We start from the raw sequence: 21,562 nt of genomic DNA on the forward strand, positions 1-21,562 counted from the left end.
AGATGTGTATAAGAGACAGACCGTCCCCAGACTGCCGCACCAGCCCCCACCACGCTGACCATATCGTTCTCCCCGGCCCGCCGCGCGCCCGAGAATGACCTGTTTTGCCACTGCCATGCCGCCCGCGCGCGGTACAATCCTGTGCGAAGAATCCTCCGCATCCCGACAGGAGCGCGCCCATGTCCTCCCTCATCCTCTCCCGCCGCGACCTCGACTTCCTGCTCTACGAGTGGCTGGACGCCGGCGCCCTCACCGCCCTGCCGCGCTTCGCCGAGCACTCGCGCGAGACCTTCGACGCGGTGCTGGACATGAGCGAGCGCATGGCCACCGACCTGTTCGCACCGCACTACCGCAAGTCGGACCTCAACGAGCCGCAGTTCGACGGCGAGCGGGTGAGCATCATCCCGGAAGTCGGCGAGGCGCTGGCGGCCTATCGCGACGCCGGCCTGTTCGCCGGCTCCCAGGACTACGAGCTCGGCGGCATGCAGTTGCCGCTGCTGGTGGAAAAAGCCGCCTTCGCCTGGTTCCTCGGCGCCAACGTGAGCACCGCCGCGTTTCCCTTGCTGACAGTCGGCAACGCCAGCACATTGTTGCAGCACGGCACCCCCGAGCAGGTGCAGACCTTCGCCCTGCCGCAGCTGGAGGGCCGCTGGTTCGGCACCATGTGTTTGTCCGAGCCGCAGGCGGGGTCGTCACTATCGGACATCACCACCCGCGCCGAGTACGTCGGCGAATCGCCGCTGGGGCCGCAGTACCGTATCACCGGCAACAAGATGTGGATCTCCGCCGGCGAGCACGAGCTGGGCGAGAACATCGTGCACCTGGTGCTGGCCAAGGTGCCGGACGATGTTCATCGTGCCCAAGTTCCTGCCCGGCGCGGACGGCACCCCGGGCGAGCGCAACGACGTGACCCTGGCCGGGCTCAACCACAAGATGGGCTACCGTGGCGTCACCAACTGCCTGCTGAATTTCGGCGAGGGCACGCACTTTCGCCCGCAGGGCGAGGCCGGCGCCATCGGCTACCGGGTGGGCGAGCTGCACCGCGGACTGGCCTGCATGTTCCACATGATGAACGAGGCGCGCATCTCGGTGGGCCTGGGCGCGGCGATGCTCGGCTATACCGGCTACCTGCACGCCCTGGACTATGCGCGCAACCGGCCCCAGGGGCGGCCGCTGACCGCGGCGGGCAAATCCGCAGACGCAGCACAGGTAAAAATCATCGAGCACGCCGACGTGCGCCGCATGCTGCTGGCGCAAAAAGCCTACGCCGAGGGCGCCCTGGGCCTCAGCCTGTACTGCGCGCGGCTGGTGGACGAGGAGCGCAATGCGGCGGATGCCAGGGCCCGCGAGCGCGCCGCGCTGCTGCTGGAAATCCTCACCCCCATCGCCAAGAGCTGGCCCTCGCAATGGTGCCTGGCGGCCAACGACCTGGCGATACAGGTGCACGGCGGTTACGGCTACACCCGCGACTACAAGGTGGAGCAGTTCTACCGCGACAACCGCCTCAACCCCATCCACGAGGGCACCCACGGCATCCAGGCCCAGGACCTGCTGGGGCGAAAGGTGGTGATGAAGGACGGCGCCGCGCTGCAATTGCTGGCGGAAACAGCGCTGGCGACAGTGGCGCGGGCCGCGGCGACCGACACGCTGGCCACCTCGGGCGCACAACTGGGCAGCGCACTGGAGGAGATCGGCAAGGTTACGCAGACCCTGTGGTCCGCCGGCGATCCGCAGCGCACCCTGGCCAACGCCAGTGTCTACCTGGAGGCCTTCGGCCACGTGGTGCTGGCCTGGATCTGGCTGGAACAGGCGCTGGTGGCGCAGGCTGCGCTGGAGCACGCAACAAGCGAGGAAGAAACGCACTTCTACCGCGGCAAGCTGCAGGCCTGCCAGTACTTCTACCGCTGGGAGCTGCCGCGCATCGGGCCGCAGCTGGCACTGCTGGCCAGCCTGGACACCACCACCCTGGACATGCCGGAACGCTGTTTCTGAGCCATCGGGCCAGGGCCGGCGCGCCGCCACACTCTCACGGAAGGGCGACTCGCGAGGGCAGCGGGCCCGCCCGGATGCGAGGCCTTGCCGCCGGCGGTATGCATCGCCGCCTGCCCGGCCTTAACCGCATTTTTCACATGGAAAAGACCGCCCGGTGTATCGACGTGACCGGCTGGCCACTTTGCGCGAGAGAGACTATAAAGGGAGAAGTCGCCGCGGTAATGCGACCCTCCCGTACACATCAAGGAAATACACAATGTTGAAAGATTTCAAAGAGTTCGCCATGCGCGGCAACGTGGTCGACATGGCGGTTGGCATCATCATCGGCGGCGCCTTCGGCACCATCGTCAAGAGCCTGGTCAACGACGTGATCATGCCGCCGATCGGCCTGTTGCTGGGTGGCGTGGACTTCAGCGACCTGTTTGTCACGCTCAAGGAGGGGAGCACCGCAGGGCCTTACGCCACACTGGCCGCCGCCCAGGAGGCCGGCGCGGTGACCATCAGCTACGGTCTGTTCATCAACGCCGTGATCAGCTTCCTGATCGTAGCCTTCGCCGTGTTCCTGCTTATCCGCTCGATCAACAAGCTCAAGACCGAGGAGGAAGCGCCCCCGGCGGAGCCCACTACAAAGGAGTGCTCACACTGTTTCAGCGAGATCCCGATCAAGGCGACCCGCTGCCCCCAGTGCACCTCCGAGTTGGGCTGACCCGCTCGGCCTGATCCGCTAGCCCTGGCCCGCTAGCCCTGGCCCGCTGGCCCTGGCCCGCTGGCCCAGACCCGCTCGCCCTGGCCTGCGGGTTCAGGCACTCGGCTGGCGGCCGAGCAGACGCGACCACAGCCTGCTCAGCCAGCCGAGGAACCCGCGGGATTCCCCCACTGCGGCGGGCGCGCCGACCGGCACCGCCACCTGCTCGATTTCCTCTTTTAGCCGGCTGGAAAAGGTTTTGGCCATCTGCGGCAGCAGCGGCTTGCACATGGCCTCCCACATCGGGGCCATCTGCCCGCTCCCCTCCACCCGCACCTGCAGGCCGACCTCGGTCGAACCGTCGCCGCTGCGCGCGGCCGTATAGCTACCGCCGCCAACCACCGGTTCGGCCTCCAGCGAGTAGGTGAAATCCACCCGGCCCGGGCCGTCCCACTGGTCCACGTGCACCAGCACGTTGACGGTCTTCACCAGGCCGCCGGCGCCGACCTTGATCACCCAGCGCGAGTCGTGCTCATCGATCACCTCGCAGCTGTGGCAGCCAGGGAACAGGTTGGCCCACTTGGTAATGTCCTGGACGTAGTCCCAGACCTCGTCGATGCCGGCCTCGATGACCAGCCCGTGTTGCGCTTCTATCATTATTCTTTCCCGGATCCGTGTGGGTCGATGGCGGTTTGCAGCAGACAAATGCAGGCTCGCGCGGCGTCGCATTCCACCGGGCTGCCGCTGGGATTACCCCGCCGCAGTAATACCGTCCGCGCCCGCCTGGTGCAAGCACACGGTATGCGATGGCGGTCCACGCAGCGGCTCAATGCCCCGACCTGGCAGTGTCTTGGGATCACCTTGTAAATCCTCGAATAAGCGGGCTGCATTGCGGCACAGCAGGCCGCCGCACTGACAGGACTCAGGAGAAAGCCTCCTCGCCGAGCAGCGTGGTGCGGTGCATCTCGCGGCCGCTATCCAGCGGGTAGGGCTCGGCGCGGTGCAGTACGCCGGTGTTGTCCCAGATCAGCAGGTCGCCGGGCGTCCACTCGTGGCGGTAGACGAACTCCGGGCGGGTGGCCCAGGTCAGCAGTTCTTGCAACAGAGCGGCGCTCTCCGCCGGGTCCATGCCCTCGACATGGTCGGCGTGGCAGCCGATGACCAGGGACTTGCGACCGCTGGCGTGAGTCCACACCAGGTTGTGGGTACGGTCGGGGATGCTGTTCCAGTAGGCGACGTTGGCCTCGGTGGGCGCGATACCCGCGTTGCGCATGGAGGTCTTGAAACTGTGCACCACGCGCAGCCCGCCGATGCGCTCCTTCATTTGCGGCGACAGCGCCTCGTAGGCAGCGTAGGAATTGGCGAACTCGGTCTGCCCGCCGGTGGCCGAGAGCACCCGGCCGGAGAGCAGCGAGGCGAACACCGGCACGCTGTCGTGGGTGCCGTCGATATGCCACAGCCAGGAGCCCTTGAGGTACTCCGCGCGCTCGTTGGCGTTCTGGTCCAGGGTGATCTTGAAGATGTTCTTCTCGCCCTCCTCGCGCAGCGCCCCCATGCTCGCCGCCAGCGCCACCTGCTGCTCGTCGCTGAGGTTGATTTCGCGGAACACCAGCACGCCGCGCTCGACCAGCAGCGATCGCAGGGCCGGGCCGACCCCGGGTTGCAGCAACTGCTCGGGCGTGGCGAACACCTCGCTGCCGATCAGCGGACCCAATGCCATCGATTCGAAACTCATGCCTGTCTCCTGCTGTGCATTGCACTGTTATTGGTCGCGCGGGTATTGGTGGTGCCGGTATTGGTAGCGCCTGTATTGTTAGCGCCGGTATCTGTGGCGGGCCAAAGTCGCGCGAAGCGAAGCCGCACGATGGGCGCAAACAAACCGCCCGCTGGCGGCGAAAACCTAATGCTACCGGGTGGTTCTTTTAGGCGTCAAGCCCTGTGTTCAGCGACAGGCCCTGCGCCGGGCAGCAGACGCCGAATTAGCCATCGAGTCGCGCGAAGATGTAAGGCCCGGGAGAAAACCAGGGAAAAGGATACCTACCACTCCCGCCGCGAGCTGAGCAGGATGTGCACCGCTGTGTCCACCCACTGGCGGCGCTTCCTGGCGGAGACCGGCGTGTTGGTGAGCATGACGCTGAGATACCAGCCGCGGATCATGTGGATGAACACCTCGGCGACACCGCGGGGATTCGCGCAGGGAATGCCGTCCGCCTCCGCACACTCGCTGACAAACCGCGAAATACGCTTGATGCCGAGACGCGCGCGCTCCTCGGCCTCGGCGCCGAGTTCAGGAAAGCGATGGGATTCGCTGTACATCAGGCGGTTCACGCCGAGGAACTCCGGTTGCTGGCTGAGTTCGAGCATGGTGTTGGCGTAGGCCTTGAGTCCGGCCTCGAGATCCGGGCGGCCGCTGCCCGAGGTGAGCAGCCGGGCCGGCGCCGAGCGCTCGATCTGCTGCTGCATGATGGCGTGGAACAGCGCCTGCTTGGACTCGAAACGGGAGTAGACGGTGTTCTTGGAGATGCCCGCCTCGCGCGCCATGCGGCTGATGGAGGCGCCGCCGTAGCCGTGCTGCATGAACTCCTGCAGCGCCAACTCCAGCAGGCGGCTGTCGATCTGCGCGACGTCCTCCTGCCGCGGCCTGCCCGGCGTGCGCCGCGACGCCTTCAGGCTCTTTTCCGTTCCCGCCACGCTGCACCCCCTGCCGCAACAAACCCGCGGCAGGTTACCACCTCGCGGCGGCCCGGTGTAGCGAGGCGCCCGGCCTCAGCCGACCATCTTGTAGCCGATGCGCAGGCCGCCCCAGTGCTTGCCGCGCACGCTGATCGGCGCCGACAGGTCTTTCATCATGGCGAACTTGCCACCGCCCATGTCGCGGCGGTAGGTCTGCAGCAGGAACGGCTTGGTGTTCTGCCCGGCGGCGAGGCCGGTGCGGTCCTTGAACAGGCGCCGGTTGCGGCTGTTGGCATTGTTCCACACCGGGTCCTGGCGCTGGGGCATGGAGAACTTGCGGTTGTGGGTGGGCAGGTAACCGTTGCGATCCACCGCGGCGCAGAACACCACCGCGTCGGAGAACGCCAGTACCGGCTCCTGGATGCCCGGCAGCACGCGGTCGGTGAACTGCGTGAAGCGGGTCGTCACCTGCTGCGGGTTGGTGCCCGCTACCGGCACGTAGCGTTCGTCGAACAGGTCGTCGAGGGTGATCTCGCCGTTGCGGATGCCCTCTTCGAAAGCCTCGGAAATCATCCGCGCGCGCTTCTGGATCTGGTCGATGATCTCCGAGTCCACGGTCTTGAAACCGGAGTCGGCGATAATGTCGATCAGGCCCTCGGCGTGGTCCAGCACGCCGCCGATGCGACGGTCCGCATGGGCCAGGTCTTCGCTGGTGGCCTCGACGCCCTTGACCAGCGCATCGATCTCGCCCATCACACCGGCGCAGCGGTTCTTGTTCTCCGCCGCGGCGCCGTTGATATTGCCCACCAGGTCCTCGACCTCGTGGAAGGCCTCGGCGAAGTGTTCCACGGTGGTGTTGATCACTTCCACACCGCCGTTTACCGATTGCGCCTTGCCGATCGCGTCGTTGCTCTCGCGAATCAGGTCGCCGATCTGGGAGGTGAGCGTGCTCAGGGTGCGGTTGATCTCGTCGGTGGCGCCACCGGTACGCTGGGCCAGGGTTTTCACCTCGGCGGCGACCACCGCGAAGCCGCGGCCCGCCTCGCCGGCACGCGCCGCCTCTACCGTCGCGTTGAGCGCCAGCAGGTTGGTCTGGGCAGCGATCTGCTGGATACCGTCGGCGATCTCGCCGACCCCGTTGAGGGACTCCTCCAGTTTCTTCAGGCGCTGCTCGAAGCTGGCCACGGCGGAGACCAGGTCGCGGATATCGGTGACCGCGGCCTGTACCGCCGCACGCGACTTGTCGCCCTCGGCGGCGGATTCGCGGGCCACCTTGTCGGTCTGCACGCTGGCCTCGTTGATGGCCTGCATCCCCGCGCCCATCTGCTTGGCCATGTCCTCGAGGTAGTGGAATTTCTCCAGCTGGGCGGCGACGAACTTGGTCACCGTATCGATGGAGCCGGCGATATCGGCAATATTGACCGAGACGAACTCGCCGCGGCGCGACAGTTCCGTGGTGAACGCGTTGACCCGGTTGACGTCCGGCACACGGCTTGCGCTGCCTTCGGCGATGTCGGGTACTGCGGTGAGGTGTGGCTGTTGCATGCGCATCTCCCGGGAGCGTCTTATGCTGGTTCTCCGGCTTTCGGCCGATCTTGAAAAAAGTTTAGGACTAATTTCTCGCCGGACCCGACAGGCCCGACGGCAGCCGCAAAACCCGGTGTCGTGTTACAGTGGCGGACCCCGAAAGCGCGCCCTGACGCGCGTGCAGAACCCACAATAAACCGACAAGGAGCACCCCGTGACCGACAAATCCGCCGCCCTGCGCGCCCTGTTCGAGCAGCGCGACCATTTCATCGCCGCCGACGCCTACAGCGTGATGACCGCCCGCATCGTCGAACAGGTGGGCTTCAAGGCCGCCTACCTGGGCGGCCACGCCTGCAGCGCGTTCCACTACGGCATCCCGGACAACGGCATCTTCTCCCAGGTGGAACAACTCGAGCAGGCCGCGCGCATCGCCGAGTCCATCGATATCCCGCTGATCGCCGACGCCGACACCCTGGGCGAGACGGTCGCCGACGCCTATCACATCACCCGCCGCTATATCCGCGCGGGTATCGCCGGCTTCCATATCGAGGACGAGGTCAATCCCAAGCACTCCGCCTACGACAACGGCCTGATCAGCATCGCCGACATGCAGGCGCGCATCGAGGCCTGTGTGGACGCGCGCGGGGACTCCGCCTTCGTCATCATCGCGCGCTGCGACGAGCTCTACCCCAGCGCCTATGGCGGCGGTGGCGGCGGCGATATCGAGGAGGCCATCGCCCGAGGCAAGGCCTACGTGGAGGCTGGCGCCGACGCCCTGTGCTTCCCGCTGGTGCCCGCCGAGGTAGCGGCCAAGTTGCAGGAGCGCATCGACGCGCCCTTCGTGGTGCTCGGCCCGCCGGTGCCCACCGCCACCTGCACCCTGCACACCGGCTGGGGCTGGATGGGCGCGGCCAAGTTGCACCTGCAATATGCGAAGGAACTGATGGAGACCGGCAGCGTGAGCTTCGACCCCAGCTTCCCGGAAAAGGGCTCGCTCATCGAGCAGGACCTCTACGACAGGCTGATCGGCGAGTGGGCGACGAAAACCGGCCGCCCGGTGCGCGGCGGGTGATCCAGCGGGGCCCGCGCGGCGTAACGATCTGATACCGATCACGCCGCGAGGGCCCCGACATGCGCAAGTTACTCAACGGACTGAAAATACTGCTGCTGGCCGGCGGCCTGCTCGCCCTCGGCGGCTGCCGTATCGAGACCGTTCCCTACGTGGACGTGCCCAGCTACATGGGCCTGTGGTACCAGATCGCCGCCAACCCGGTGTTCTTCAACGAGGACCTGGTCGGCGTCACTGCCGAGTACAGCCTCAACGAGGACGGCACCGTGAAGGTGATCAACCAGGGCTACAAGGGCACCCTGGACGGCGAGTTGGACCGCATCGAGGGCGAGGCCCGGGTGTTCAACCCACGCACCAACGCCAGCCTGATCGTCACTTTCCCCGACGTGCCCGACTTCCCCTTCCCCAACTACCTGATCGTGGTGCTGGACGACGCCCAATACCAGTATGCGGTGGTGACCGACCCGCTGCAGAGCACCCTGTTCGTGCTCAGCCGCACCCCGCAGATGGACCCGGCCCTGTACCAGAACATCCTGTCCATGCTGCAGGCCAAGGAGATCGATACCTCCAGCCTGGTGCTCACGCCGCAACCGCTGCCCTGAGGCCATTTGCGCCGCCGGGCTGCGGACGCCGCATCACTCGCGGTAGTAGACCAACTGGTGGGTGGTGGCGAGCAACTCGCCGTCCACCCCCCACAACTCTGCCACCTGGTCGAAATACCCGTCGCGAAACCGCGAAGCCCGGGCTGTCGCCAGCAACAACTGCTCCCCCTGCTGCACCAGCAATCCCGCATCGGCATGGAAATAAGTGGTCAGGGTCACCGTGCCGATTGGCGTCAGGCGCTGGCGGCGCACGAAAATGCGCGGGAAGAAGGCGTCGCTGAGGGCGGCGAGTGAACAAAAGTCCAGCGGGCGCGGCGGCTGGTCGCGCAACCACAGGGTGGTCACCGAGTCATCCCCCTCCACGCCGCTGAGGTCGATACCGCCCTGCACGGTGCGGATCTCGTAGTTGCGTATCCACACCGGCAACCCCTCGAACCAGCCCAGGGCAGGTACTTCGCCGGCCGCGGGCGCGGTCGGCGGGCTGGCCTCCGCCGCCGACCAGGTCTCCCGCCGGCGGGCGAACACCGCGGTGGCCGTGGCCACGACCTCCCCCGCCTGCGTCATCTCCATCATCCAGTGCTGGGTCGAGCGGTTGCTGCGCGCGGCCCGGGCGCTCACCTCGAAGGGCGCGTCCTCCACCGGCGCGGCGAAATTGACCGTGAGCGCCACCGGCTCGCCCTGGCACTGCGGCGATTCCAGCGCTGCGCGCATCAGAGTCGCCGCTGTGACGCCGCCGAAGGGGCCGACAAAGTTCGCGTATTCGGCGCTGGGGAGCCCGGTGTAGCGGCCGTCGCCGCTGGACTGCAGGTGGGTCGCCCGGTCGAAGGGGTGGGTGTCGCTGTCGGCTGGCATGGCGCTCTCCACTGGCGGTGAAGCGCGATGGTAGCACGCGGCGCGTTGACCCTGAATTGCCGCCCTTGCTACTATAGTGACGAACACTCGGTTGCCTAGCTGTTCTCCGACAGCATCCGAGTCACGCCCGCAACACAGGTTCGATAATGACAAACACAGAACCCGATTTTTTCAGCGACCCGGCGGTCATCGACGATCCCCGCGGCTATTTCGACCTCAAGCGCGCCCAGCACCCGGTGGCCCGCGAGCCTTACCACGGCACGCTCATGGTCACCGGCTACGATGCGGTGCAACAGGTGCTGCTGAACAGCGAAGGCGCGTTCTCGTCCGCCGCCTCCGTGGTCGGCCCGCTACCGCCGCTGCCGTTCACGCCGGAGGGCGATGACATCAGCGCCCAATTGGAGGCGCACCGCGACGCGATGCCCTGGAGCCAGCACATTGTGTGCTTCGACGGTGAACGACACACCCACTACCGCGCGCTGATGGCGGGCATTCTCAACCCGCAGCGCATCAGGCAGAACGAGGACTACCTGTACGGACTCGCCGACCGCTTGCTCGATGAACTCCTGCAGAAGGACCGCTGCAACATCGTCCCCGAGTACGCGCACGCGGCGACCACCTATGCGATTGCCGATCTCATGGGCATTCCGGTGCCCGACCGCGCGGAGTTGCTGGCCCTGATTGGCGCCCCGCCCAGCCAGCTGGAGGGCGACGCTGTGCACAAGGTCGGCCCGGACCCGCTGGTGTTTCTCTACCCGCGCTTCGAGCACTACCTGCTGGCGCGCCAGGCCGAACCCTGCGCAGACCTGATGTCGGAAATCGCCAACGCGAGCCTGCCGGACGCCAGCGCACCCGACTTCGCCACGCTGGTGCGCCTCGCCTGTTTCCTGTTTGGTGCGGGGCAGGACACCACCTCGCGACTGATCGCCATGGGCGTGAAACTGCTCGCGCAGGACCCTGAACTGCAGGCGCGCCTGCGCCGGGAGCCCGAACGCATCGCCGACTTCGTTGAAGAAACCCTGCGCTACGATGCGCCGGTGAAGGTCGCCTACCGCCTGGCACTGCGCAAAACCAGCGTCGCCGGCATCGAGATTCCCGCCGGCACACTGCTGACGGTGTGCCTGAGCGCGGCCAGCAACGACCCGGCGCATTTCAGCCATCCCGACAAAGTCGATATCGACCGGCCCAACGTGCGCGACCACATCGGCTTCAGCAAGGGCCGCCACACCTGCATCGGCGCACCGCTGGGACGCCTGGAAGCGCGCATCGCCCTGGAACGCCTGCTGGCGCGCACCGCGCACATCGAACTGGACCCGGCGCACCACGGCGATGCGGGGGCGCGACACTTCCGCTACGAGCCGACCTATACCTTTCGCAGCCTCGCGGATCTTTACATTACCTACACGCCCGCCTAGCACGCCGCCAGCTGGAAGTGGCTCTCAGTCGCGAAAATGCGGCATCACTTCCCTGGCAAACAGGCGCAGCTCCGCAATCTGCTGCTGCGGATCGGGCACGCCTGTCGGTGTGATGAACAAGTACTCCGGGTTGACCATCTCCCGGATTCGCTGCATTTCCCGGCAGCAGTCTTCCGGCGTCCCCACCACCGCGCGGTTCGGTGCGAACTCCTCCAGCGTCACCTGCTTGCCACCGAACATGACCTCTTTGGAGAGCTCGTCGCGGTCCGCCCTGGAGCCCAGGTCCTCGTAGCTTTGCCAGACCCTGATGATGTTGGGCAGGAAGTTCGGGTCGATGGCATCGCGCGTCGGGGCGATGTGTACGTCGCGCATCAGCGCCAGGGTCGAGGGGCGGTCGTTCTCCAGGGCCAGCGATCGGTAGCGTTTTACCTTGTCGGCGAGTTCAAGCAGGTGCTCGGCGAAGCTGATCTCCCAGCCATCGCCCAGCCGGGCGGCGCGCAGCATCGCCGGCTCGCTCACCGCCCCGATCCACAGCGGCGTGTGCGTGCCGGGTAGTGGTGGCGGGGTGACCATCACGTCGTCGAAACTGAAGAAATCACCCCGAAAGGAAAAGCGCTCACCGGTCAATGCAAGGCGCAGCACCTGCAGGCATTCCTCGAAGCGCCGCGCCCGGGTCTTGAAATTCCAGCCCACGTTCTCGAATTCATCCGGCTTGTAGCCGATGCCCGCGCCCAGGATGAAGCGGCTGCCGGACATCTCCTGCAGCGTGTTGACCTGCTCCGCGACCTCCAGCGGATGGTGCGCGGGCAGCAACATGATATTGGTCGCGAACTGCATGCGCGTGGTGCGCGCCATCAACGGCGCGAGCATGGCGAGGGGGGCGGAGGGCTCGGTGGCGGTATCGCCGCCAAAGGCCGTGGTATCCGAGAAGCGATGCTGGCCGCACCAGGCGAGGTCGTAGCCCAGGTCTTCCATCTCGTTGAGATAGCTGTACAGGCGACCGTAGGGGTCGGACGCGGTGCGATCAACCAGCTTGCGATTGACGATGATGCCGAATTTCATGTCCCGATGCTCCCGGCGCGACTCAGGCGTCGACGAAGGGAATCACGTCGTCGTTGTAGTCGATGTCGCCCAGGACGATGTTGGTATTCATCACCTCGCCTACGCCGCGCTCCCACAGCACAAGTTCGTCGTGCCAGGGCGAATCCGGGTGATCGTCCATCAGCGGACCGACCACGAACCCCAGCTTCTCGAGTCGCGCCTTGTGGGCGTCCAGGTTCTTTACGCCAAACACGACCGAGTTTACTCCCTCGCCCTTCGCTTCCAGTTCGCTCCACAGCCACTGGTTGAACTCAGTGCGCTCCTCCATGGGCGCCACCACTTCGAGGCCCGCCTCCCAGCTGATGCACATGGTAAAACCCATGTCCTTGCGCGAGAACCTGCGCAGGGTAGCGCCGGTCATCTGCTTGAGCCGCGCCACGTTGGCGTCGAGGTTTTCCGGCCGCGACAGCCAGGCGACGTGATCCACATGGTTGATGAACTTTTTCATGCTGTTGTTCCTGTCTGGCCAGATTGATGCCGCGCTTCGAAGTCTGCCCACCGCTGCGCCATTCACGCCGGGCAAATGTGCTCTTGCTCGCGCTCCCACCGGTAGCGGGATGCGGTTCGCCTCACCCGCGTCCAGCTCAGAGCATCGTTGCGCCGCCCTCGGCACAGATGGTCTGGCCGGTGACGAAGTTGGACTCGTCGCTGGCCAGGAACAGCGCCGTGGGCGCGATGTCCTCGGGTTCTCCGAAGTAGCCCATGGCGACCTTGGAGAGCTCGGCCTCGTAGGTGCCGCTCTCCTCCAGGTACCACCTGGCCTTGGGTGAAAGCGCAGAGGGCAGGATGGTATTCACGCGGATCCTGTCGCGGCCCCACTCGCGGGCGCCGGTTTTGGTCAGCGCACGGATGGCCTCCTTGCTTGCCGCATAGGCGAGGAACCCCGGCTCGCAGCGAATACCGAAACTCGACCCCATGTTGATGATCGAACCGCCCCCCTGCTCCACCATGTGCGGGTAGCACAGTTGCATGAGTTGCAGCGAACCGAAGAACGCGGACTGGAAATCGATCTTGCAGTTGTCTTCCATCGCCGGGTCGTTCAGGGGCAGGTAGTCGGTGAACGAGTGCGCGTTGTTGACCAGGATGTCTACCCGGCCCCACTCGCTCATCGCCAGCTCCACCGTCCTGCGCGAATCCGCCAGTTCACCCGCCACGGCCTGCAGGGCAATGCCTTCCCCGCCGGCAGCTTTAATCTGTCCCGCGATTTCCTCGACCTTGCTCAGTGTACGTCCGGTGAGAATGACCTTCGCACCCTCGCGTGCATAGGCCTGGGCGATAGCGGCGCCAATCCCCTGGCCCGCCCCCGTGATGATGGCGACCTTGCCCTGCAACCGGTTACCTGTGCCTGCCATGTCTGCCCCTCCTTCGGGGATTGCGTGAAAACCAACTGAAGAATCAGGAAAGCTGGCAGCGAACACCTGCCAGCGGCATACCGGGAATGTCGGAGCGCGTTCGATACAGTATCGAGTTCGGCTCGCTGGGAATCTCGCCTTCCTTGAGACTGTCGCCGCCATCGCCGGGGACACAGGTCAGGTAGACGTCGCACATGTCGGCGCCGCCGAAACGAATCTGGGTAATGGCCTCAGCCGGGGTATCGAAGCGCGCCAGCTCTTCGCCATCCGGAGTGATGCGTGTGACGAACCCGGATCGAAACCCGGTGATCCAGACATTGCCCTCGACATCCAGCGCCATGCCATCGACGTCCTCCTTGTCCAGGAACGGGCGCTGGTTGGAGAGACTGAAGTCGGGGTTTACGTCGAACACCCAGGTGCGGGTGAAGGTATCGTTGAGATAGAACCGCTGGCGCTGCGCGTCGTACATGATGCCGTTGGTGAAGCCCAGGCCATCGACCAGGCACCTTACGCGGCCATCGGCATGCAGATGGTAGAGCGCCGTCGGTCGCGGGGTCTCACCGCGAACAATCATGTCGATGTCCACGGTGCCGAAGAACATGCCACCGGTACCATCCGGCATCATCTCGTTGACGCCGATAATCGCCTCGCCGTCGATCTGGTTGATCAACCAGCCCGAGCCGCCGCTGTCCGGGTCATTCCACATGATGCCGCCCGGTCCGGAGGAGAGCACCGCGCCGCTCTCGTGCAGCATGACGCCGCCGGTCCACATGCGCTCCGGGTTGAATGTCCGCACCTCCCCTTCACGGTTGACGCCGTGCAGACCACCGCCGACCACGTCGCTGTACCAGGCCATATCGCGCCGGTAGTCCACTGCCAGGCCTTCGAGGTAGATACCGGAAGCGAGTTGGGTGAAGCCGGGGGAAGCGGGATTGTTCATTGACACCTCCAGTGCCGCCGCGGGAGCTGGGGCACCGGCGCGGTCGGCTTGCTTAATTATTGTTAGTGAACCCAGGAGCTTGTTCGTCAGTTTGACAGCAGGCGATCGGGAGTGTCAACCTCGCCGCCTGCACCCGCCAATGCGACGGGCGCACGCAACGGGCTAAGGTGCAGGCAGACGCATACCGGCACCCGTCACCAGCTGACAGCTGCGCGGAACCGGAAAGGGAAAGTTTGCTGCAGGACCGCAGGATCAGTCCTGCGGTTTCAGGCCATCCATCAGCAGCGTCAACATCAGCGGCAGCAGCTGCGCCGCGTCGGGCCCGTGGGCGGCCTTGCGCAGGAGTACTTCCTGCTGCATGACCTTGGTACTGGTCAGCACGACCTGCAGCAGCACCTCGGGGTTGACGTCGTCGCGGATCGAACCCTCGCGGATACCGGCGCGGACGATCGCGGAAAACTCGGAGATGATCGGCGCCCAGGCGGAAAGATTTTGCATGTCGCGGAAGTTTTCCGGAATGCGGGGGCCGGAGAAAAACGCGTCGAACTCGGCGATGAAGCGCAGCGCGCTCTCGTGCTGCTGTCGGACCAGGAGTTCCTGCAACACCCAGGTGAGTTGCTCGCGGTGGTCGGTAAACGGGCGGCCGCGGGAACTGGCCAGGGCGAGACGGAAATCCTCGATGACGTATGAGAGGATCTGCTCGAGGATGGCAAAGCCGAGGTCGACCTTGTCACGATAGTAGCGATACAGCGTATTGCGGCTCATACCCACGGCCTCGGCGACATCCTTCATCTGGGTGTCGAAGAAACCGTTTTCGAGGAACAACTGCTCCGCCATCTCCAGGATGTGGCGACGGGTTTCCTCTGTCTGGTAAAGCATGCGCTGGGACATATCGCGTTTCTACCGCTCGCAAAAATGCAGACGTAGGTTGTACGCAGCACCGCCGGGTGTCAAGCAAGAGCTGGCGATCTCAGCAATCCCTGGCCAGCGCGTCGGCCTCGAAACGCAGGCCGCGATTCACGCGCTGGCTCACCGCATCGGCGGCGATGTTGAGCAGCGCAGTGGCCGCTATCAGCAGGAAAGCGCGATCCATGCGGAACTGGGCAAACGCCGAGTCGACATAGAAGCCCAGCGTGGCCACACCGAGAATGCCGAGTATCGCACTCTCCCGCATCATCACTTCCCAGCGGTAGAGCAGCAGCGCAAACATGCGCGGAAACAACCGCGGCACCAGTTCATAGGCCCACAGGTTTATACCGTGCGCATGGTCGGCGCGCAGCGGCAGGCGGTCCGCCTCGCGCGCGGTGAGGTAGGACACCAGGCCGCCGTTGTGTATCGCCAGTGCGAGTATGGCCGGCAGCGCGGAGGGCCCGACCAGCAACAGGAATACGAAGGCCAGCAGCAACTCCGGCGTGGAGCGCACGAACACCAGCAGCGCGTGCCCGGCGATGGCGAGCCGGCCGACACATACGCGGCTGGCGATCGGGAACAGGAACAACACGACGACCCCGGCGGCGGCGAGCGCGACCAGCGACAACATCACCGTGTAGGCCGCCGCGGGCAATACGACGCGAGTCACCTCCTGCGCGTACCAGGCCAGCGCCCCGATGTAGTCGCCCTCGCGCAGCGCAAGTGGCCAGATGTCCCGGGTCACGAATTCGCCGAGCAGCGATACCGACACCGGGGGTGACGGCGGCAGCACGAAGAACGCGATGAGGCAGTACAGCGGGATCAGGCGCCGGTCCAGCCACCAGCGCAGGGTGGCGATCATCACGTAGAACACCCACAACAGGCAGGCCGCCTCGGCGTAGTCGCCCTGGCGGAACGCGCTCTCAAGGTGGAAACCCACCGTCGGCAGCCCGATGAAGCCGAGGATGGCGCTGGAGCGCAGCGCGCACTCGAAGCGGTAGCGCAGGTAGCTGGTGAGCTGCGGCCAGGCCTGGGCCAGCGTGGTGTAGCACAGCGCGCTCAGCGACACGCGCCCGGGCGCGATCACCTGCCGCGGCAGGGTGGACTGCTCGGCGAAGATGTCCGCAAACACGCGGGCGAATATGCCGCTGAAGGGCAGCGCAATGGCGAGCACGCCGGTGAGCGCCGAGAGGCCGAAGAACTGCATGAACAACAGCCCCCAGAACAGCTCGTGCACGGCGCGGGTGGCGGCGCAGGCAACCCGCACCGGCCAGCGGTGGTAGAACAGCGCCAGCACGCCGCCAGCGGCTACCGCCAGGGTGACCGCGCAAAAGGCAAAAGCCAGGGTGTACAGCACCGCCTGGGCAAGGCTCGCCGCGTCGTCCCAGCGCGGCTGCAACAGGCCCAGGCCGATGCGACCGAGTTCCTGCCAGGGGTCCGGGCGGTGCAGTTCGATATCCAGGAAGGGCAGCGAGACCAGCGCCAGCGCCGCGAACAGCAGCGCCCGCGACAGGTTGGGGCGCTCGCGCCAGAACCCGGTAAGGCTCAAGCCTGCCACCCGCTCCCGCCGCGGTAGAAGTCCGCCAGTTGCGCCGCAGTGAGCGATGCGGCGGGACGGTCGAAGGCCAGTTCGCCGCCGCGCAGGCCGATCACCCGATCGAAATGCGCCAGTGCCAGGGCCGGGTTGTGCAGGGCTACAACCGCGGTGCGATGGGCGGCGTTTACCCGGTCGAGCAGTTCCCCGCCCTGCTCCGGGTCGAGGCTGGAGACCGGTTCGTCGCCGAGGAAAGTCTCGCGCTGCGCGTAGCAGGCCCGCGCCAGGGCGACACGCTGGCGCTCACCGCCGGACAAACCGGCCACCGGCCGGCGCAGCAGCGCCGCCAGGCCCAGTGGCTGCGACAACTCCTCTACTTCGCGCAGCGGGCCGGCCAGCGGAAAGAACAGGTTCCACAGGTTGAGCAGGCTGTTGCGCCGCTGCAACTGCGCCATGTAGATGTTGTGGTACACGGACAGCGCATCGACCAGGCCGAGCTGCTGCGGGCACAGCGCCGCTGCCTCGCCGAGGCGGCGGTGGATCTCGCCGAGCAGCGAGGACTTGCCGGCCCCGCTGGGGCCGACCAGTGCGAGCTTCTCACCGGGCGCGATGGCCAGGCTGATGTCGCGCAGGATGCACTGGCCGCCGCGTTCCAGGGTGAACCCCTGCAGCTCGACCAGCGCACTCATTGCAGCAGGTCCAGCTCCCGTGCGACGTCCTCGATGGGCTGGTAGTCGGCATTGCTCGCCGGCACGAAGGACTTGCGCGGGAAGGCCTCGAGCAGCGCCGGGTCATCCATCTCCAGCAGCGCCGCGCGCAGCTTGTCGGCGAAGCCCACACCGAACACGGCGTCGACATCGCCGCGCACCGTCCACTGGTAGTCCGGGTAGTCCGGGGTCTGCCAGATCACCCGCACCTTGTCGGTATCGATCTTGCCCGCCGCCAGCTCGCTCTCCCAGACCAGGTAGTTGACCACGCCGAGCGCGTAGACACCGGCCTGTACCTGGGCGATGGTCATACTGTGGTCGCCGGAAAAGCCGACCCGGGAGAACAGCGCCTCGGGGGCCTTGCCGAACTGCTGGCGCAGGAAAAACTCGGGCATCAGGCGGCCGGAGGTCGAGCCCTTGGCGCCGAAGGTGAAGGTGCGCCCGCCGATGGACGGGTCCAGTTGCTCACTGGCGGTCAGGCCGGTGCTGGTATTGGCGATGAAATAGCTGCGGAAGAACTGGTCCTCGTAGCCCTGGGCGATAGCCTGCGCGCCGGGCACCAGGCGCCGCGCCTGTACGCCGGAGAGCCCGCCGAACCAGGCCAGCTGCACCTGGTTGAGACGGAACGCGGTGATCGCGGCGGGGTAGGATTTCACCGGCAGGTAGCGCACCTCCACCCCAAGGCGCTGCTCAAGATAGTCAGCCACCTTGCCGAAGCGCTCCACCAGGCGCGACTCGTCCTCGTCGGGAATGGCGGTAAAAGTGAAGGTGGCGGCAAACCCCGGGGCGGCGAACAGGCACAACAACAACGCACTCAACAGGCGTTTCACATCAGGTCTCCTCGGTCAGGTACTGGTATACGGCGTCGGCGTCACCGGCAAAAACCACCTGGTCACGCTTCTTGTCCATCTGGTAGCTGTACATCGGGTCGTAGTAGTCGACCAGCAGCGCCTCGATCCAGCCGCGATGCGCGTCCGGATCGCCGCGCTCGTGGGCAACCAGCGCCTCCATGAGCTGTGCATCCAGCGCCTGGTAGCGGGCACCGCCCAGGCGGCGCTGGATATTGGCCAGGGACTGGCGCAGGTAGTCGGCAAACTGCGTAAAGCCCTGCTCCTGCCCGTAGTGTTCGCGGCGCTCGTGCAGGGCGGCGAGAATGTAGTTCTCGAAGGTGTGCTCCACGCGCTGGGCCAGCGTGCTTTGCAGCAGCACCAGCGGTGCGCGCGCCATTGCCTCGCGCAGGTTCTGCGGCAGGGCCAGCTTGCCGATCAGACGGCTCTCGTCCTCCAGCACCGTGGCCTGTGCCGGGAACCGCTCCGCCTGCTGCAGCAGGCCGGCGGCGATGCTGTTCTCGAAGCCGATCTGCGCCGGCTGCCCGCCCGGGCGTTTGCCGAAGGCGCTGCCGCGATGGTGGGCCATGCCCTCGAGGTCGAGGCTGTTGGGAACGCGCGCCAGCAGCGCGGTCTTGGCGGCGCCGGTGTGGCCGGCGAGCAGGATGAAGCGGCGCTCGCTGCCCTGGGTTTCCAGGGTGTCGATGAGGAAGCGACGCATCGCCTTGTAGCCGCCGTGGATGCGCGGGTAGTCGCAACCCGCCTCGCGCATCCACTGCTGGCAGATCTGCGAGCGCAGGCCGCCGCGGAAGCAGAACAAATAGCCATCGGGATTGCGCCGGGCGAAATCCAGCCAGGCCTCAACCCGCTCCGACTTCACCGCGCCGTGGACCAGGCTGTGGCCGAGGTCGATAGCCGCCTCCTGGCCCTGCTGCTTGTAGCAGGTGCCGACCAGGGCGCGCTCGTCGTCGGTCATCAATGGCAGGTTGACGGTATTGGGGAAGCTGCCGTGGGCGAATTCCACCGGCGCGCGGGTGTCCATCATCGGCGCCCCGGCCAGGAACAGGGCGCGGTAGTCCGCGGTATCGCTCACGCCAGGACCGTCACCCGCGGGCCGTCCGCGTGCTCGAGCAGCTCGCCGACCTGCGCAACCACCGCACCGGCCTCGCGCAACAGCGCCTCGACCTCGTCACAGGCCTGCGGCGCCACGGCCACCAGCAGGCCGCCGCTGGTCTGCGGGTCGCACAGGACGAGGCGCTGTTCCTCCGCCAGCGGCGCCACGCCGTGCCCGTAGCTGTCGAAGTTGCGCCCGGTGCCGCCGGGCACCGCGCCCTGGGCCAGGTAGTCGCGGGCCGGCTCGAGTACCGGCAGTGCGTCGAAATCGATACGCGCGGCGAGGTCGGCGCCCTCGCACAGTTCCAGCAGGTGGCCGAGCAGGCCGAAACCAGTGACATCGGTCAGGGCGCTCACACCGTCGAGTTGCGCCAGCTGCGCGCCCACCTTGTTCAGGGTGCACATCCAGTCGCGGGCCAGGGTGGCGTGTTCCGGGCGCAGCAGTTTTTTCTTCTGCGCCGTGGTCAGGATGCCGATGCCCAGGGGCTTGGTCAGGTACAGGCGGTCGCCGGCGCGGCCCGAGGCGTTGCGGCGCAGGTGTTCGCGGCGCACGCGGCCGGTCACCGCCAGGCCGAAGATCGGCTCCGGCGCGTCGATGCTGTGCCCGCCGGCCAGGGCGATGCCCGCCTCGGCGCACATGGCGCGGCCGCCGGCGATCACCTGGCCGGCCACCTCGGCGGGCAGTTTGTCCAGCGGCCAGCCGAGAATGGCGATGGCCATCAGCGGCGCGCCGCCCATGGCGTAAATGTCGCTGATGGCATTGGCCGCGGCGATACGGCCGAAGTCGTAGGGATCGTCGGCGATGGGCATGAAGAAGTCGGTGGTGCTGAGGATCACCTCGCCGTTGCCCAGGTCGTAGGCGGCGGCGTCGTCGCGGGTGTGGTTGCCCACCAGCAGGGCCGGGTCCTCCAGGCCGCTCAGCTGGCCGGCGAGAATGCGGTCCAGTACCGCCGGCGCGATCTTGCAGCCACAGCCCGCGCCGTGGCTGTATTCGGTCAGTTTGATGGTGTCGCTCATGTCGCCAGATCAGGGTGGGTTCCGGCCACGGAGTGTACCACCTAAGACGCCTGCGGACTCCCGCGCAGGGTCCACACCAGCAGCAGGCAGGGCAGGCAGCAGGCGGCCTGGGCGAGGACGATGGCACCCACCGACTCCGGCAACAGGGCCGAGGCGGCGGAGATCAACCCGGCCACGGAGAACTGCGCGGCGCCGAGCAGGGCCGCGGCGGTGCCGCCGTGCTGGGCGAAGAACTCCATGAAGCAGGCCTGGGTGTTCGGGGTGATGGCGCCCATGGCGCCGATGGCCAGCATCATCGCCGGCAGGAACAGCCACAGCTGCGGCGCGAAACTGGTCACCAGCAGCAACAGCACGATGCCCACAGCCTGCGCGGTGAGCCCCCAGCGCAGGATGCGCTCCGGCGGGAAGTGGCGCAGCAGGGCGCGGTTGCCGAGGTTGGCGACCATCATCAGCACCACGTTGGCGCCGAAATAGATGGAGAACATACCGGGGCTGGCGCCGAAATGGCCCTGGTAGATGAACGAGGCGTGGGTGATGAACAGCAGCATCACCGCGAAACACAGGCTCTGCAGCACCATGAAGCGCATTGCGGGGCGGGTGGCGAACACCGCGCGGTAGCGCTGCCACACCGAGACCGCGGCGCTGTGCGCGGGTTGCGGCGCCGCCCCGCGGAATACCACCGGCGGCAGCAGGACGACCAGCAGGCAGGCGTAGCAGAACAGGAAGACGAAGATGGCGCGCCAGCCCAGCCCGGTGAGGATCATGCTGCCCAGCCCCGGCGCCACCGCCGGGGCGATGATCATGATCAGGCCGATCAGGCTGAAGAAGCGCGCCGCCTCGACGCCGGAGAGCCGGTCGCGCACGATGGCCGGCACACACACTGTCGCCCAGCCGCCGCCGAATGCCTGCAGCGCACGCAGGGCCAGCAGGTAGTTCACGTGATCGACCAGGCTGATCAGCGCACTGGCCACGCCGAAGATCGCCAGTCCCGCCAGCATCACGCGCTTGCGACCCACCCGGTCGGACAGCGGCCCGGCCACCAGTTGCCCGATGGCGAGGGTGAACACGTACAGGGAGATGGACAGGCCGACGGTGTGCACGTCGCTGGCGAGATCCGCGGCCATGGCCGGGAACGCGGGCAGGTAGGTGTCGATTGCAAGCGGGCCGAGGGCCATGGTCATGGCCAACAGCAGCGCAATACCGAAATGCAACGGTTCGCCGTCGTTCACGGGATACCTCGAGAGGGG

22 protein-coding genes are annotated in these 21,562 nt (G+C 66.5%); 5 read left to right on the forward strand and 17 right to left on the reverse strand.

Annotated elements, in window-relative coordinates; genetic code table 11:
* A partial coding sequence (locus tag E4634_RS22185; protein ID WP_491844335.1) for a hypothetical protein occupies positions 1-599 on the reverse strand: 599 nt, incomplete at its 3' end.
* Between the two features lie 247 nt (positions 600-846).
* Between E4634_RS22185 and E4634_RS21920 the strand changes: the two genes are divergently transcribed.
* Positions 847-1,992 (forward strand): acyl-CoA dehydrogenase family protein, encoded by a 1,146-nt coding sequence (locus E4634_RS21920; protein ID WP_240725266.1) that lies wholly within the window; start codon positions 847-849, stop codon positions 1,990-1,992.
* A 256-nt stretch (positions 1,993-2,248) separates the two neighbouring features.
* Positions 2,249-2,698 (forward strand): large conductance mechanosensitive channel protein MscL, encoded by a 450-nt coding sequence (gene mscL, locus E4634_RS20605; RefSeq protein ID WP_135446574.1) that lies wholly within the window; start codon positions 2,249-2,251, stop codon positions 2,696-2,698.
* A 93-nt stretch (positions 2,699-2,791) separates the two neighbouring features.
* Here mscL and E4634_RS20610 read toward each other — a convergent pair whose 3' ends face one another.
* The 4 genes from E4634_RS20610 to E4634_RS20625 form a co-directional block, all read right to left on the reverse strand.
* Positions 2,792-3,334: an SRPBCC family protein gene (locus tag E4634_RS20610; RefSeq protein WP_167855013.1), complete on the reverse strand. Its 543-nt coding sequence runs from the start codon at positions 3,332-3,334 to the stop codon at positions 2,792-2,794.
* A 265-nt stretch (positions 3,335-3,599) separates the two neighbouring features.
* Entirely contained in the window at positions 3,600-4,412 is an 813-nt protein-coding gene (locus E4634_RS20615; RefSeq protein WP_135446576.1) for a TauD/TfdA dioxygenase family protein, read from the reverse strand.
* 302 nt (positions 4,413-4,714) lie between these two features.
* Entirely contained in the window at positions 4,715-5,368 is a 654-nt protein-coding gene (locus tag E4634_RS20620) for a TetR/AcrR family transcriptional regulator (protein ID WP_135446577.1), read from the reverse strand.
* A 75-nt stretch (positions 5,369-5,443) separates the two neighbouring features.
* Complete coding sequence (locus E4634_RS20625; RefSeq protein WP_135446578.1) at positions 5,444-6,895, reverse strand: methyl-accepting chemotaxis protein; 1,452 nt, start codon at positions 6,893-6,895, stop codon at positions 5,444-5,446.
* 196 nt (positions 6,896-7,091) lie between these two features.
* Here E4634_RS20625 and E4634_RS20630 point away from each other — a divergent pair, with 196 nt between their 5' ends.
* Together E4634_RS20630 and E4634_RS20635 are read left to right on the forward strand one after the other, a co-directional pair.
* Positions 7,092-7,949: an isocitrate lyase/PEP mutase family protein gene (locus E4634_RS20630; protein WP_135446579.1), complete on the forward strand. Its 858-nt coding sequence runs from the start codon at positions 7,092-7,094 to the stop codon at positions 7,947-7,949.
* Positions 7,950-8,008: 59 nt separating this feature from the next.
* On the forward strand, positions 8,009-8,548 hold the full coding sequence (locus tag E4634_RS20635; protein WP_135446580.1) for a lipocalin family protein: 540 nt from the start codon (positions 8,009-8,011) through the stop codon (positions 8,546-8,548).
* A gap of 33 nt (positions 8,549-8,581) precedes the next feature.
* Here E4634_RS20635 and E4634_RS20640 read toward each other — a convergent pair whose 3' ends face one another.
* Entirely contained in the window at positions 8,582-9,400 is an 819-nt protein-coding gene (locus tag E4634_RS20640) for an acyl-CoA thioesterase (RefSeq protein ID WP_135446581.1), read from the reverse strand.
* A gap of 146 nt (positions 9,401-9,546) precedes the next feature.
* Here E4634_RS20640 and E4634_RS20645 point away from each other — a divergent pair, with 146 nt between their 5' ends.
* Entirely contained in the window at positions 9,547-10,815 is a 1,269-nt protein-coding gene (locus tag E4634_RS20645) for a cytochrome P450 (protein ID WP_135446582.1), read from the forward strand.
* A gap of 24 nt (positions 10,816-10,839) precedes the next feature.
* On the opposite strand, the gene E4634_RS20650 is transcribed toward E4634_RS20645, so the two are convergent.
* The 11 genes from E4634_RS20650 to E4634_RS20700 form a co-directional block, all read right to left on the reverse strand.
* The gene (locus E4634_RS20650) at positions 10,840-11,877 is read right to left on the reverse strand and encodes an LLM class flavin-dependent oxidoreductase (RefSeq protein WP_135446583.1); all 1,038 of its coding nucleotides are present in this window, start codon (positions 11,875-11,877) and stop codon (positions 10,840-10,842) included.
* 22 nt (positions 11,878-11,899) lie between these two features.
* A complete protein-coding gene (locus tag E4634_RS20655; protein WP_135446584.1) occupies positions 11,900-12,364 on the reverse strand; it encodes a VOC family protein in 465 nt (154 codons plus the stop codon).
* 136 nt (positions 12,365-12,500) lie between these two features.
* Complete coding sequence (locus E4634_RS20660; protein ID WP_135446585.1) at positions 12,501-13,268, reverse strand: SDR family NAD(P)-dependent oxidoreductase; 768 nt, start codon at positions 13,266-13,268, stop codon at positions 12,501-12,503.
* 43 nt (positions 13,269-13,311) lie between these two features.
* The gene (locus E4634_RS20665) at positions 13,312-14,208 is read right to left on the reverse strand and encodes an SMP-30/gluconolactonase/LRE family protein (RefSeq protein ID WP_135446586.1); all 897 of its coding nucleotides are present in this window, start codon (positions 14,206-14,208) and stop codon (positions 13,312-13,314) included.
* A gap of 252 nt (positions 14,209-14,460) precedes the next feature.
* Complete coding sequence (locus tag E4634_RS20670; protein WP_167855015.1) at positions 14,461-15,087, reverse strand: TetR/AcrR family transcriptional regulator; 627 nt, start codon at positions 15,085-15,087, stop codon at positions 14,461-14,463.
* A 91-nt stretch (positions 15,088-15,178) separates the two neighbouring features.
* The gene (locus tag E4634_RS20675; protein WP_240725267.1) at positions 15,179-16,666 is read right to left on the reverse strand and encodes a PhnE/PtxC family ABC transporter permease; all 1,488 of its coding nucleotides are present in this window, start codon (positions 16,664-16,666) and stop codon (positions 15,179-15,181) included.
* Positions 16,663-17,340 carry an ATP-binding cassette domain-containing protein gene (locus tag E4634_RS20680; RefSeq protein WP_135446588.1) on the reverse strand — a complete coding sequence of 226 codons (678 nt, stop codon included), beginning with the start codon at positions 17,338-17,340 and terminating at the stop codon, positions 16,663-16,665. The genes E4634_RS20675 and E4634_RS20680 overlap by 4 nt, the downstream gene beginning before the upstream one ends.
* The gene (locus E4634_RS20685; protein ID WP_206046970.1) at positions 17,337-18,188 is read right to left on the reverse strand and encodes a putative selenate ABC transporter substrate-binding protein; all 852 of its coding nucleotides are present in this window, start codon (positions 18,186-18,188) and stop codon (positions 17,337-17,339) included. The genes E4634_RS20680 and E4634_RS20685 overlap by 4 nt, the downstream gene beginning before the upstream one ends.
* A 1-nt stretch (position 18,189) precedes the next feature.
* A complete protein-coding gene (mnmH, locus tag E4634_RS20690; RefSeq protein ID WP_206046971.1) occupies positions 18,190-19,278 on the reverse strand; it encodes a tRNA 2-selenouridine(34) synthase MnmH in 1,089 nt (362 codons plus the stop codon).
* Complete coding sequence (selD, locus tag E4634_RS20695; RefSeq protein ID WP_135446589.1) at positions 19,275-20,315, reverse strand: selenide, water dikinase SelD; 1,041 nt, start codon at positions 20,313-20,315, stop codon at positions 19,275-19,277. Before selD ends, mnmH begins: the two co-directional genes overlap by 4 nt.
* Positions 20,316-20,356: 41 nt before the next feature.
* Positions 20,357-21,544 carry a multidrug effflux MFS transporter gene (locus E4634_RS20700; RefSeq protein WP_206046972.1) on the reverse strand — a complete coding sequence of 396 codons (1,188 nt, stop codon included), beginning with the start codon at positions 21,542-21,544 and terminating at the stop codon, positions 20,357-20,359.
* Between the last annotated feature and the right edge of the window lie 18 nt (positions 21,545-21,562).

The organism is Mangrovimicrobium sediminis (assembly GCF_004745945.1).
Classification (GTDB): Bacteria; Pseudomonadota; Gammaproteobacteria; order Pseudomonadales; family Halieaceae; genus Mangrovimicrobium; species Mangrovimicrobium sediminis.

Bases quoted from the DNA above. Each gene is read 5' to 3' on its own strand.
- E4634_RS20625 (WP_135446578.1), bottom strand. From the start codon at position 6,895: ATGCAACAGCCACACCTCACCGCAGTACCCGACATCGCCGAAGGCAGC.
- E4634_RS20650 (WP_135446583.1), bottom strand. From the start codon at position 11,877: ATGAAATTCGGCATCATCGTCAATCGCAAGCTGGTTGATCGCACCGCG.
- E4634_RS20645 (WP_135446582.1), top strand. From the start codon at position 9,547: ATGACAAACACAGAACCCGATTTTTTCAGCGACCCGGCGGTCATCGAC.
- E4634_RS20615 (WP_135446576.1), bottom strand. From the start codon at position 4,412: ATGAGTTTCGAATCGATGGCATTGGGTCCGCTGATCGGCAGCGAGGTG.
- E4634_RS20680 (WP_135446588.1), bottom strand. From the start codon at position 17,340: ATGAGTGCGCTGGTCGAGCTGCAGGGGTTCACCCTGGAACGCGGCGGC.
- E4634_RS20610 (WP_167855013.1), bottom strand. From the start codon at position 3,334: ATGATAGAAGCGCAACACGGGCTGGTCATCGAGGCCGGCATCGACGAG.
- E4634_RS20670 (WP_167855015.1), bottom strand. From the start codon at position 15,087: ATGCTTTACCAGACAGAGGAAACCCGTCGCCACATCCTGGAGATGGCG.
- E4634_RS20655 (WP_135446584.1), bottom strand. From the start codon at position 12,364: ATGAAAAAGTTCATCAACCATGTGGATCACGTCGCCTGGCTGTCGCGG.
- E4634_RS20640 (WP_135446581.1), bottom strand. From the start codon at position 9,400: ATGCCAGCCGACAGCGACACCCACCCCTTCGACCGGGCGACCCACCTG.
- E4634_RS20635 (WP_135446580.1), top strand. From the start codon at position 8,009: ATGCGCAAGTTACTCAACGGACTGAAAATACTGCTGCTGGCCGGCGGC.
- selD (WP_135446589.1), bottom strand. From the start codon at position 20,315: ATGAGCGACACCATCAAACTGACCGAATACAGCCACGGCGCGGGCTGT.
- E4634_RS20660 (WP_135446585.1), bottom strand. From the start codon at position 13,268: ATGGCAGGCACAGGTAACCGGTTGCAGGGCAAGGTCGCCATCATCACG.
- E4634_RS21920 (WP_240725266.1), top strand. From the start codon at position 847: ATGTTCATCGTGCCCAAGTTCCTGCCCGGCGCGGACGGCACCCCGGGC.
- mscL (WP_135446574.1), top strand. From the start codon at position 2,249: ATGTTGAAAGATTTCAAAGAGTTCGCCATGCGCGGCAACGTGGTCGAC.
- E4634_RS20665 (WP_135446586.1), bottom strand. From the start codon at position 14,208: ATGAACAATCCCGCTTCCCCCGGCTTCACCCAACTCGCTTCCGGTATC.